General features: G+C 38.8%; 9 protein-coding genes, 1 tRNA gene and 1 CRISPR repeat array. Of the genes, 7 read left to right on the top strand and 3 right to left on the bottom strand.

The window, feature by feature from the left end:
- Positions 1–46: 46 nt before the first annotated feature.
- A CRISPR array of direct repeats spans positions 47–1,477; the repeat unit is 30 nt; unit sequence GTTTCAATCCCTCACAGGTGCGATTCAAAC.
- Between the two features lie 378 nt (positions 1,478–1,855).
- A complete protein-coding gene (gene apbC, locus NZ923_07335; GenBank protein ID MCS7229831.1) occupies positions 1,856–2,965 on the top strand; it encodes an iron-sulfur cluster carrier protein ApbC in 1,110 nt (369 codons plus the stop codon).
- Positions 2,962–3,210 (top strand): NifU family protein, encoded by a 249-nt coding sequence (locus NZ923_07330; protein MCS7229830.1) that lies wholly within the window; start codon positions 2,962–2,964, stop codon positions 3,208–3,210. Before apbC ends, NZ923_07330 begins: the two co-directional genes overlap by 4 nt.
- Before the next feature lie 63 nt (positions 3,211–3,273).
- Here the strand turns inward: NZ923_07330 and pgeF are convergent, their stop codons facing one another.
- Together pgeF and NZ923_07320 are read right to left on the bottom strand one after the other, a co-directional pair.
- A complete protein-coding gene (gene pgeF, locus NZ923_07325; GenBank protein ID MCS7229829.1) occupies positions 3,274–4,017 on the bottom strand; it encodes a peptidoglycan editing factor PgeF in 744 nt (247 codons plus the stop codon).
- A 23-nt stretch (positions 4,018–4,040) separates the two neighbouring features.
- The gene (locus NZ923_07320; GenBank protein ID MCS7229828.1) at positions 4,041–5,456 is read right to left on the bottom strand and encodes an aminotransferase class I/II-fold pyridoxal phosphate-dependent enzyme; all 1,416 of its coding nucleotides are present in this window, start codon (positions 5,454–5,456) and stop codon (positions 4,041–4,043) included.
- A 134-nt stretch (positions 5,457–5,590) separates the two neighbouring features.
- Here NZ923_07320 and NZ923_07315 point away from each other — a divergent pair.
- The 5 genes from NZ923_07315 to NZ923_07295 all read left to right on the top strand — a co-directional run bounded on the left by NZ923_07315 (position 5,591) and on the right by NZ923_07295 (position 9,763).
- A tRNA-Thr gene (locus NZ923_07315) sits at positions 5,591–5,662 on the top strand.
- Between the two features lie 144 nt (positions 5,663–5,806).
- Complete coding sequence (locus NZ923_07310; protein ID MCS7229827.1) at positions 5,807–6,853, top strand: N-acetylmuramoyl-L-alanine amidase; 1,047 nt, start codon at positions 5,807–5,809, stop codon at positions 6,851–6,853.
- Between the two features lie 7 nt (positions 6,854–6,860).
- Positions 6,861–7,856, top strand: coding sequence for a hypothetical protein (locus NZ923_07305; GenBank protein ID MCS7229826.1), 996 nt, complete (start codon positions 6,861–6,863; stop codon positions 7,854–7,856).
- Positions 7,853–8,392: a spore maturation protein gene (locus NZ923_07300; GenBank protein MCS7229825.1), complete on the top strand. Its 540-nt coding sequence runs from the start codon at positions 7,853–7,855 to the stop codon at positions 8,390–8,392. The genes NZ923_07305 and NZ923_07300 overlap by 4 nt, the downstream gene beginning before the upstream one ends.
- A 30-nt stretch (positions 8,393–8,422) precedes the next feature.
- Positions 8,423–9,763, top strand: coding sequence for a hypothetical protein (locus tag NZ923_07295; GenBank protein ID MCS7229824.1), 1,341 nt, complete (start codon positions 8,423–8,425; stop codon positions 9,761–9,763).
- A 40-nt stretch (positions 9,764–9,803) separates the two neighbouring features.
- On the opposite strand, the gene NZ923_07290 is transcribed toward NZ923_07295, so the two are convergent.
- Positions 9,804–13,061, bottom strand: a complete 3,258-nt coding sequence (locus NZ923_07290; GenBank protein ID MCS7229823.1) for an efflux RND transporter permease subunit — start codon at positions 13,059–13,061, stop codon at positions 9,804–9,806.
- Between the last annotated feature and the right edge of the window lie 28 nt (positions 13,062–13,089).

The raw sequence follows: 13,089 nt of genomic DNA, 5'->3' as shown, positions 1-13,089 counted from the left end.
CGATTCAAACCTGTTTTTGTTTTTAATTTAAATCAATTATTTCCTTGTTTCAATCCCTCACAGGTGCGATTCAAACAAAACTTGTGAAGTAATTTGCTATGTCAAAAATTGTGTTTCAATCCCTCACAGGTGCGATTCAAACACAACAGACTTAACAAAAACTTAACTCAAACAAAAAGTTTCAATCCCTCACAGGTGCGATTCAAACATTTCTTTTTTTCTTATTCTCAAGCAAAGTAAGTGAAAGTTTCAATCCCTCACAGGTGCGATTCAAACTAAAGCGACGGATTATAAAAGATTGGATTTGGACGATGTTTCAATCCCTCACAGGTGCGATTCAAACACAAAAGAATGAGTTGCCGTGAATAAAAAAATACAATGTTTCAATCCCTCACAGGTGCGATTCAAACCAGGAAACCCCCCGGCAGATGTGCTTCTCAAAGTAAAGTTTCAATCCCTCACAGGTGCGATTCAAACATTGTGCAAGTGCGATAGTGCAATTGTGTGTTTATGGTTTCAATCCCTCACAGGTGCGATTCAAACAGGGAACCAAGCTGAAGGACGGTTATTATTTCTATGTTTCAATCCCTCACAGGTGCGATTCAAACTGAAAATGAAGCTTGAAAATCTTTCTAATTATATTTGTTTCAATCCCTCACAGGTGCGATTCAAACACAAGTATATATATTCAAACACTATCTTTCCTTACTTGTTTCAATCCCTCACAGGTGCGATTCAAACTTTTGAACGAAAAAAAAGAAGAATCAGTCAAAATTTGTTTCAATCCCTCACAGGTGCGATTCAAACTTCAGTATTTTTTTAAAAAAATAAAAAAATAAAAAATAGTTTCAATCCCTCACAGGTGCGATTCAAACTTATAGATCATTTATCCGCCTCACAAGCGCTTATCAAGTTTCAATCCCTCACAGGTGCGATTCAAACAAACCGAAGAAGAGGCAAGAGCTGAATTTGTAGATTGTTTCAATCCCTCACAGGTGCGATTCAAACTGCTACTGGTTTTTTAAATTATTACGTTCATTTTAGTTTCAATCCCTCACAGGTGCGATTCAAACAAATTGTGATGGTTTACAATCCTAAAAAGAAGGATTTGTTTCAATCCCTCACAGGTGCGATTCAAACAAATCTCTATCTTTTAGGTTCGTAATCATTTCCTCTTGTTTCAATCCCTCACAGGTGCGATTCAAACAATAACGACCATAAATAACAAATGTAATATAAAAATGGTTTCAATCCCTCACAGGTGCGATTCAAACTTACGCTGTGGGTATAACCCCTACAAAAATTGAACAATAGTTTCAATCCCTCACAGGTGCGATTCAAACCAGGCAGGCGATTGGGCAAAATGAGACAAAAAAAATAGTTTCAATCCCTCACAGGTGCGATTCAAACATAAGAATAAACTTTTTATTAACACTGTAAAGCAAATGTTTCAATCCCTCACAGGTGCGATTCAAACCCAGGGTAAAATAATACTTCAAACACCGCAAATCACACACTTAAATATAATAAATTCCCAATCAAAAGTCAAGCCCTTTTGTGTTAACTTTTACCCCCAATTTTGCCGAGGATCGGACTGACAAAGTGTCAAGGAAAGTGGCAAAACGAAATAATTGATTGAAAGACAATGAGATATTCGGAAAATTTACTGTTAACTTATTCACGCGATTCTCGGCAAACGAAATAACGAATATTGAAAACATAGCACACACAATAAACCGATAAATTTTATAAACTTGACCCAAACCGCTAAAACAAGCATCCTATCACAATTCAAATTACTTGCCCAATTCAACGAAACTTTTTTATCCACACATTTTTTATTAAGTTTAGAAAGATTTTTCAAAACAAATCAAAATGCACGATGCGAAACCAAAATGAAATAATCAACGCATTAAAAGAAATCTACGACCCCGACTTGCATAAAGATATCGTCTCGCTCGGATTCGTTAAAGACATCAAAATTGACTCTAAAAAAGCATATATCAAAATTGAACTTACAACGCCAGCTTGCCCAGTGAAAGATAAAATAAAAGACGAAGCAGTAGAAAAAGTTAAAAAACTTGGTTTTGATGAAGTTATCGTTGAAATGTCAGCTCAAGTCCCAAAACATCTTAGCCCTCAAAAAGATGTGTTGCTTCCAAATGTTAAAAACACAATCGCTGTCGCAAGCGGAAAAGGTGGTGTCGGAAAATCAACAGTAGCTGTAAATCTTGCAGTTGCACTCGCCCTTGATGGAGCAAAAGTTGGTCTAATAGACGCAGATGTCTACGGTCCAAATGTCCCTATCATGTTTGGCGTTGATGAAAAACCAAATCTAACATCCGATGGCAAAAAAATTGAACCAATTGAAAAATACGGAGTTAAACTAATTTCAATAGGTTTACTTCTTGACGATCCCGATACAGCTTTAATCTGGAGAGGTCCAATTGCAAGTGGTGCAGTAAGACAGTTTATGACAGATGTTGAATGGGGAGAGCTTGATTATCTGATCTTTGACCTACCACCTGGAACAGGTGATATTCAATTGACCCTCGTCCAAACGATTCCATTAACTGGTGCAGTGATAGTTACAACACCGCAAGATGTTGCATTAGCAGATGTGAGAAAAGCGATAAAAATGTTTCAAAAAGTTAATGTCCCTATACTTGGAATAATTGAAAACATGAGTTATTTCATCTGTCCTCACTGTGGAAAAAGAGATGATATATTTGATCACGGCGGTGGTAAAAAGGCAAGCGAAAAATTTAATGTCCCATTTTTAGGCGAGATACCAATTAACACAAGAATAAGAGTAAGCGGTGATTCAGGTAAACCCGTCCCAATTTCGTATCCAGAAACAGAAGAAACCAAAATTATAAAAGAAATTGCCAGAAAACTTGCAGCTCGCGTGAGCATAATTAGCTTCAAACAACAAGCAATGCCAAAGATAGAAATCAAACTATGAAAAACAGAGAAGAACTTAAAAAACGAGTTTTAAAAGCACTTGAAACCGCAAGACCATATCTTAAAGCGGATGGCGGAGATGTTGAACTTGTTGAAATCACAGACGATAATATCGTTAAAGTAAAATTGACAGGTGCTTGCGGTAGTTGCCCGCTTTCAATGATGACATTAAGAGCTGGGATAGAAAGAGTTATAATCCGCGAAGCGCCAGAAATAAGACGCGTTGAAGCAGTGCTTAATCATTGATCCAAGGGAGGTTCACAGAGAACCTCCCTTGTTGGAGTTATTCCTGTGAAGATTTTTTCATAATCATTCCCTTATTCCAAACAGTGCCCACACTCGCCCAGATTTATCTTTATCCCTTCGGTACGAATGAAACAAATCCGTTTCGCATATGGTGCAATATCTGCTTACGCTAATGTTTCGGAAGTCAACACCAAATTTAACGATCTGCGAAAAAATTTCCCCTTTTAGATCAAAGTGAAATTTACCATTTCTTTTGAACCTCAAAAATCTCGCATCAAAAAAATTTTCAAATTCCTTGTCAACCTCATAGCAACAAACTGAAGCACACGCTCCGATATGTGCAATCAAATTACTTGGATCGCTCCCAAAACTTTCAATCATCGTTTTAATTGTTTTTTCAACGATTTTTTCCCTTGCGCCCTTCCATCCACAATGAATTAAAGAGATGACATTTTTAACTTCATCGTAAACATAGACAGGAGCGCAGTCAGCAATGCTAACAACGAGATAAATCCTCTTTTGGTTCGTCACGAGAGCATCGCAGTTTTCATATATGCCTGGCTTGTCAACTATGCAAACATTCGCGCTATGTATCTGCTTTGGTATAGCAAGTTGATCTTTCGTTAAGCCAAGCTGTTCAAGTAAAATCTCTCGGTTTCCCTTTACTTTTTCAACATCCGAATTTATCGTGAAGCCAAGATTAAATTCGTCGTCAGAATTAACAAATTTTTTCGTCGTTAAAACTGCTAATATATTGTCATATTGCGAAAAGATTTCGGGTTTAATAAGGTATGGTTCTAAACTCACACCTCTTTTGCTCATTTGTTGTCTTAAATTCTAGCAAGCCCTTCGCTTAAGTCAAGAATTATGTCATCAACTTTTTCAAGTCCAATTGATAGGCGGATTCCACCTGGATCTATTCCCTTTCTCAGTTGCTCTTCCGCCGGAATTGTCGCATGAGTCATTGAACCTGGATGTTCAATCAAAGTTCTTATATTTCCCAAGCTCACTGCAAGAGTGATGCTGTAAGCGTTTTTAGCAAGATAGTTTATAAGTTTTTCTGCTCTTTTTCTTCTTCCTTCAGGTGATTCATCTTTGATGACGAAGTAAATCAAAGTCCCGGGAGCGAAGTTTCCTTCGTAATCAACCATTTGCTTTTTGGCAAGTTCATACTGTGGGAATGTATGAAGCCCAGGATAGCTTACATATTGAACCTTTGGATGAGAGCTGAGAAACCTTGCAACTTCCATTGCTGTTTTTTCCTGCTGGCGAACTCTCAAGGCAAGCGTTGGCAAACCGTAGACAAGAATTGTCCAAGCACTTTTTGTGCCGAGGACCCCTCCAAAATCTTTACGATATAGCAATAATTGATCGCGACTCCACTTCGGACCGATCACAACTCCTCCCATATCTGTGCCAAATCCGCCGATATTCTTTGTTAATGAATGAACAACGAAATCAGCTCCAAGCGTGAGAGGTCGCTGGCAAAACGGAGTCGCAAATGTGTTATCAACGACGACATAAATTCTTTCCTCAGGGCTACGCTTTTTGTTTTCTTCTTTGACAATTTCAGCAACGCCCGCTATGTCAATAAGCTCAAGTGTCGGATTGACAGGTGTTTCAAAATAAACAACTTTCGTCTTTTGGGTTATGGATTTCTTAAGGTTTGAAAGATTGCGAAGGTCAACAAATTTTGTGCTGATTTGATACCTCGGATACCAATAAGTTAAAAGCTCGTAAGTACAGCCGTATAAAAGTTTGTGAGCGATTATCTCGTCACCTGATTTGGTTAAGATTCCAAGCGCCGCAGAGATAGCTCCCATTCCAGAGGCAAATGTTACCGCAGATTCACCTTGTTCAGCATAAGCAAGATACTCTTCAAGCATTTCCTTGTTTGGTTCGCCGAGACGATCGTAAATGTAAATTGGGGCTTTTAATTCAACTTCTTCATCATCTACGGTATGAGCAAATTGCAAAAACCCAAGCGCTCCACGCTGTGCCGATTCAAGACGAAATGTCGCAGATGCCGAAATCGGTGGAACTACATGATGCGAATACTCCCATTTTGGAGTGAAGGAACGACCATAGATAAGGTGGGTTTCCATTGAGTATTTTTCTTCGTTGTTCATTTTTTTCCTCGGGGACTTTTCCCGAGCCGAACTCATTGAGCCGTTTTCAATTTCCTTTTTTCGTTTCGGGGACTTTTCCCGAACCGAACCCTGTGAACCATTTTGCTTTTTAACCATGAAAATTCCCTCCTTAATGGTAGGTTTGTTTTCGTAGGTTAATTTAAAAAACAGGACTTAATTTTACAAGTGCGAAGTTTTTAACGAGTTTAAAAGTTGTATTTGATGCTGAAAATTTTTAAATTTTAGCACAAGCTGGCGTAGCTCAGCGGTAGAGCAGCTGATTCGTAATCAGCAGGGCGTGGGTTCAAATCCCACCGCCAGCTCTAAAAATGTTTTTATCAGTTTTGTTAAAGATGTCAAAACTGAATCTGCAACTTCAGCCTATTCTTCACATTCTCAAGCGCTTACCAAATTTTTAATTGAAACAATTGCTTTTAAGTTTTATATTTAGTCAAAAAAGCTCTCTTATGCGAAAATTTCCCAAAGTTTTACTCTCCTTCTTACTGCTTCTTGCCTTCGGCTGTGCACCTAAACCTTACTATGTCACACCAAGCGAATGGAATCCACCAGAAAGAAAAGATTCAGTTATTAAATTTTATTCCCAGTTCCTCAAGGGATGGAAAATTTTTATTGACCCTGGACATGGAGGACAAGATAGAAGAAGCGTCGGAATTAAAAGAAGAGTTGTTGAAGCAGATGTAAATTTAAAAGTTGCCCTTTATCTTCGTGATTACCTCACACGAGCTGGAGCAACTGTTTTTATGTCAAGAGATAAAGATACGACGGTTTCGCTCCAAGATAGAGTTAAGATGGCAACCGAAAGTGGAGCGGATATTTTCATCTCAATTCATCACAACGCATCACCCGGCGATCCGAACACTTACTACGCCTCAACTTGGTATCACGCAGTTGAAGGCGACCCACGCTTCCATCCATCTAACAAAGACATCGCAAGATACATACAAAGAGACCTCGCTTACGCACTGCGAATCTCCGGCTCGCTTGCAAGCTTTGATGGAACGATGTCCGATTACATAATCTATCCAAAACAAGGTTTTTATGTCCTAAGAAATGCAACAATGCCAGCTGTCCTCGTTGAGTGTACTTTCTTCACAAACGAATATGAAGAAAGAAAATTAAGCATTGACGAATTCAATCAAATTGAAGCGTGGGGCATCTTCAAAGGTCTTGCAAAATACATTCAAGCAGGGATTCCAAAACTTGAACTTCTTTCAGATACAATTCTAACATCCGCAACTCCAACGATAATGATAAAAGTATCGGACAAATCGGGAATAGATAAAGAAAGCATAAAGATAAAAATTGACTCGCTCCAGGTCGACCGAAACTCTATCACTACAATTGACGCAAAAAATTTCTCAATTATTTTGTTCACACCTAATTTTAAACTTACCGATGGAATCCACAAGCTTGATGTCATCGTTAGGAACAAAAACGGAAACTCATCCTTCCCATTTAGGAAAAACATTTACATTTTAAAACAAAGGGGCTGAAGGAACTATGATGAACTACATTTGGCTTGCTTTGATAGTAATTGGTATCATCACAGCGGTGGGGACAGATGTTTACGAAAGCTCAATAAACAAATACAGAAACGGCGTTGAATTCAAAGCAACGATTGAGGTCAATGAAGAAATCAAACCTGGGGCTCAAGTTAAAGGAATTTTAAAGGCGAGCGGTGATTATTACAAAGATTTCTATTCGCTCAAGAACTTTACACAAGATATCGTTGAAAATGAGGTGATCTTAAACCTAAAAGATGACGGGAAAGGAACTATAACTTTGCTAATATCTGAAAATACGCCCGAATTTTGGAAGTCAATGGCAAAGGGCAAGGGAACGAACACGGATAAACTTATTGCAAACATTCTGAAGTTTGAAAAATCTGGAGAGAAAACTTACAACGCATCAATCGTCTTTGAACGAGTTTCGCTTGTTAAGATAAAGCAAGTTTTAAACGCTGTGATTGAATATTCAGAACTTGCGGTCAAGATTGCGATAGGTTTGATCGGAATAATGGCCCTTTGGCTCGGGATAATGAAGATAGGTGAACTTGCTGGCTTGATAAATCTGCTTGCAAAAGCTGTAAAGCCATTAACAAAGCGACTTTTCCCAGAGATCCCTCCAGAACATCCAGCAATTGGCGCCATGATAATGAACATCTCAGCAAACATGCTCGGACTTGGGAACGCAGCAACGCCCCTTGGGCTTAAAGCGATGGAAGAACTGCAAAAATTAAATCCGAAGAAAGACACAGCAAGCGATGCAATGGTGACTTTTCTCGTGATCAACACAAGTGGGATGACACTAATACCTGCTACGGCAATTGCAGTTAGAGCTGCGCTTGGTTCGGCAGATCCAGCTGCGATAATAAGCACAACAATTGTCGGTGGATTTGCAGCAACTATTGCAGGTGTGACCGCTGCGAAAATTTTCCAAAGGTTGAAAATTTTCAAAAAAGAACTTGAAGAAAACAAAAGCGAGGAACAGCAATGAGTTTCAGGGAAATAATGAACATAATCTCTGTCATCGCAATACCTTTCGTGATCTTTACCTTCTTGATCTATGGATTTGCAAAAAGAGTTAAAGTTTACGAATCATTCGTTGAAGGAGCAAAGGAAGGTTTTAATGTAGCAGTGCGAATAATTCCCTACCTTGTTGCTATGCTCGTTGCAATCGGGATCTTCAGAGCAAGTGGTGCAATGGATGTCCTTGTTGCGATTTTAAGCCCGATCACAAATTTAATTGGTTTTCCAGCTGAAGCCTTACCTATGGCTTTGATGCGACCACTCTCTGGAAGTGGCTCGCTCGGGATTATGACGGAGATAATGAAAACATATGGACCTGACTCATTCCTCGGGCTTCTTGTCTCAACTATGTATGGAAGCACTGAAACAACTTTTTATGTGCTTGCGGTTTACTTCGGCTCCGTGAACATAAGAAAAACAAGACATGCAGTTCCAGCAGGTGTGATCTCAGATATAACTGGCTTGCTTACAGCATTTTTTATTTGTAAATTAGTTTTCGGCTGAAAAAATTTAAAAATAAAATTTCAACTCAAAATGCGAAAAGCTATAATTTTATTAGCATTGATCCTTTTGTTTACTTCCGCATACTCACAACGAAGAGTTCAAAGAGGAACTACACCGCCAACACCTCAAACAAGCGGTGAATTTGCAGGTGGGCTTGGGCTATCTTGGTTTGATGGAAAGCCATATTACCTTCTCAACATCTCACCTGAAATCGCATTTGGCAAAATTGGGATCGGTTTTGATGTTAACTTGAGAATTGGAGTAAACGATGGGAAAATAAGAACAGAGGATTGGAACGAATTTTATGATTTCTTGAGAGCAATAAGATATGTGAGATATGGATTAAAAGGAGATCCGTTTTATGCACGACTTGGTGCGCTTGACTACGCACGACTTGGACACGGAACAATTATTTATTATTACAAAAACAACGCAAGCTATGACGACAGAAAAGTTGGGCTTGAATTTGATGTTGATTTCGGAAAATTTGGATTTGAATCTGTCGTTAGCGATTTGAGGAAAATAGGCGTATTTGGGCTTCGCGGATATGTTAGACCTTTGAAATTTACACCTGCGGGAGAAATTCCCATTATCGGGAATCTTGAACTTGGTGCAACCTATGCAACTGATTTAAACAAAGATGCAATCGCTCACTACGACCCAGTAAAACGAACAATAGTCAGAGATTGGGAAAGACCTGATGTAATTGGTCTTGATATCGGATTGCCGATCATTAGATCAAAAATTTTCGGTTGGGATGTATATTTTGATTATGTTAAGTTTTTAAACTATGGCAGTGGAATTGCATACGGAAGCAATTTTGAGCTCCGCGGTCTTGGCATCCTAAACATAGGTGCAAAAATTGAACGAAGAAACTTCGGCGATCAATTTTTACCAAGTTACTTCAATTATTTTTACGAAATTGAAAGATTTAATTTAAGAGATACCATAAACGCAACAAGCAAGCTCCAAGCGTTAAGAAATGCAAAGAAAAACGCTGGAATTTACGGCGAGCTAATCTTCACGCTCCTCGGACAATTACAAATCGTTGGAAGCTATCAACAGTTAGATGGGACACCGGAGAGCGGAACGCTTCACCTTGACCTTGAACTTCCTCAGATTTTACCGACAATTGTGCTTGATGCTGGATATGACAGAAGAAATATAAAAGATTTTGGAGATGTTTTTCGTCTTGACGAACGCTCATTACTATATGCTGAGGTTGGATATAAACCTGTAAAGTTTATCGTTATAAGTATGCTTTATCAATGGACATTTAAGCCGATAAGAGTCGGAGATAACACCAAATACGAAGTTCAAAAAAGAGTTGAGCCAAGAGTTAATTTCGTTTTTCCATTTGGGAAAAAATAAGATAACAAGGGGCGTCCCTTTGCGACGCCCCGAATTTTGTTTATAATATCTCCGCTTTCTGTTCCTTTCTCATTGTCCAACTTCTCCAGATAAGGTAGATTACGGGATAAACAATAAGTTCAAGTATGAAACTTGTCACGACGCCACCTATCATCGGAGCAGATATTCTTTTCATCACATCCGCTCCTGTTCCGTGGCTTAACATTATAGGCAAAAGCCCAGCAATTATCGTTGCAACGGTCATAGTTTTAGGCCTCAACCTTTTCAGTGCCCCATGATAAATTGCTTCTTTTAAATCATTTATCGTCTTTAACTTTCCTTTTCTCTTCCATTCTTCATAAGCAAGATCAAGATACAGAAGCATCACAATTCCCGTTTCAGCATCAAGCCCAGCAAGCGCTATCATTCCAACCCATACGGCAATGCTCATATTATAGTCAAGTATGTAAAGTAGCCATATCGCACCAACAAGTGAAAACGGAACGGCAAGGAAAACGATGAACACCTTTACGATTGATTTCGTGTTGAGATAAATTATCACAAAAATTATAAGCAATGTCGCAGGGATTATATAAAAAAGTTTTTCCTTTGCCCTTTCCATATATTCAAATTGTCCGCTCCAAGTAATCGTATATCCAGGCGGTAGCTTAATGCCTTCTTCTACAACACGCTTAGCCATCTTCACATAAGTTCCAACATCATAATCTCTAAAATCAACATAAACCCAAACATTTGGTCTCGTATCTTCGCTTCTTATAACCATCGGACCTTTCTTGATCTCAATATCCGCTAGTTGTCCTAATGGAACCTGCGCACCAGTTGGAGTAGGAACGAGCACACGCTTCAAATCTTCAATGTTATCTCTCAACTCTCTTGGATAGCGAATGCTAACAGGATATCGCTCAAGTCCCTCAATTATATTTGTAACCTCCATTCCACCAATTGCTGTCATTATAACATCTTGAACATCTCCAACCGTTAGGCCATATCTTCCTGCCTCTTCTCTTTTGATTTTAAAATCAACATAGTTTCCCCCGAGAATTCTTTCTGAATAAGCCGAAACAGTGCCTGGAACTTTTCTAAGTAGCGCTTCAATTTGTTTCCCTATTTCTTCCAAAGTTTCTAAATCTGGGCCAGAAACTTTTACTCCCACGGGCGTTCTAATTCCAGTTGAAAGCATATCAACTCTTGTTTTAATCGGCATCGTCCACGCATTTGATAATCCTGGGATCTGAAGTGCCCTGTCCATTTCTCTTATAAGTTTCTCTGGTGTCATCCCAGGTCGCCACTCGTTTTCAGGTTTTAACATGATCGTCGTTTCTATCATATCAAGTCCAGCGGGATCAGTCGCTGTCTCAGCTCGTCCGATCTTACCAAATACATGATGAACTTCCGGAAATTGCTTTATAATTTTATCGGTTTGCTGTAAAATCTCTTTCGCTTTCGTGATTGAGATTCCCGGAAGAGTCGTTGGCATATAGAGAAGATCACCTTCCCACAAAGGTGGCATAAACTCCGACCCAATCTTTGAAAAAGGAATATAGGTCAAAGCTAAAATTAAAACAACGGCAACTATGACAACCCATTTAAACTTCAAAGCAAAATTTAACACAGGATGATAAACTTTCATCAAAAATCTATTGATCGGATTTTTTTCCTCAGGCGGAATTTTCCCTCTTATGAAATAACCCATTAAAACTGGGACGATCGTAATTGAAAGAATTGCAGCTGCTGCCATTGAGTATGTTTTAGTATATGCAAGTGGTTTAAAAAGTCGTCCCTCTTGTGCTTCAAGTGCGAAAACCGGGAGAAAAGAAACCGTAATGACAAGCAAAGAATAAAACAAAGATGGTCCAACTTCCTTTGAAGCATCAAGAATTATCTTCCAGTGATCTTTTTTCTCGGAGTCCTGTTCAAGATGTTTATGTGCGTTTTCAATCATCACTATAGCGGCATCAACCATCGTTCCAATTGCAACTGCGATGCCACCAAGAGACATAATGTTTGCATTTATACCTTGAATCTTCATCACAATAAATGAAATCAAAATCGCGGTCGGAAGTGTAAAGATCGCAACAAGCCCACTTGTGAAATGAAACAAGAAAAGCAAACAAACAAGCGCAACTATTATTGACTCTTCAATAAGCTTCTCCCTCAAAGTTGCGATTGATCTCTTTATAAGTTCAGACCTGTCATAAACAGGTATAATTTTAACATCTTCGGGAAGCCCAGCTTTCAACTCCTCAAGTTTCTTTTTGACTCCTTCAATTACTTTCAAAGCATTTTCACCATGTCGCATCACAATTATACCACCAACGACCTCGCCCTCACCATTTAACTCAGCAATTCCTCTTCTCATCATCGGCTCAACTGAAACAGTTGCTACATCTCCAAGGAAAATCGGCGTCCCACTTTTAAAAATTCTGTTTCCAAATATCTCTTTAGATGAAAAAGCATCATCTGAACTCATATTTGATTTTTTATGCATTTCAGAAGTTGACATACCTTCATCTGTTTGCGCTTTCATTTCAACCACCTTTGCATGAGCACTGCTTACTCCGATGGGGATCTTTTTAATGTCCTCAATTGTCTTTATATATCCGAGCCCACGAATCATATACTCCATTTCTCCCATCTCTATTACTTCGCCTCCAACATCATTGTTGCTTCTCTTTATAGCCATTTCAACTTGATTTAACGGAATGTTATAAGCAAGAAGTTTATTTGGATCAACTGTTATGCGATAGTTTTTAACATATCCACCGACACTTGCGACTTCAGCAACTCCATCAACACTTGTAAGTTCATATCTCAAATACCAATCTTGAATTGAACGCAGTTCGCTTAAATCTCTCTTATCAGAAACAAGCGCATACATAAATACCCATCCAACACCAGTTGCATCAGGACCAAGAGCTGGAACCACACCCTTTGGCAACTTATTCATAGCATAGTTTAAATACTCAAGAACACGACTTCTTGCCCAGTAAAGATCGGTGCCGTCTTCAAAGATTACATATACAAGTGAGTAGCCAAAAAATGAATACCCACGAACAACCTTTGATTTCGGGACAGAAACCATCGCCGTCGTAAGTGGATAAGTGACTTGTTGCTCAACAATTTCCGGCGATTGCCCAGGATATTGCGTGTAAATTATTACTTGAACATCGCTCAAATCTGGAATTGCATCAATCGGTATTGTTTGAATTGAATAAATTCCTGCAACTATAGCAAACAAAACAACGAAGATAACAAGAAACCGATTGTTTACGGACCATTCAATTATTCGCTGTATCATAAAAAACTCCACTTTTATTTTGGAGAAA

This window comes from Candidatus Kryptonium sp. (assembly GCA_025060635.1).
Lineage (GTDB): Bacteria > Bacteroidota > Ignavibacteria > Kryptoniales > Kryptoniaceae > Kryptonium.
The sequence above is the reverse complement of the archived record's forward strand: the minus strand, read 5'-3'. Positions and strand labels throughout refer to the sequence as shown.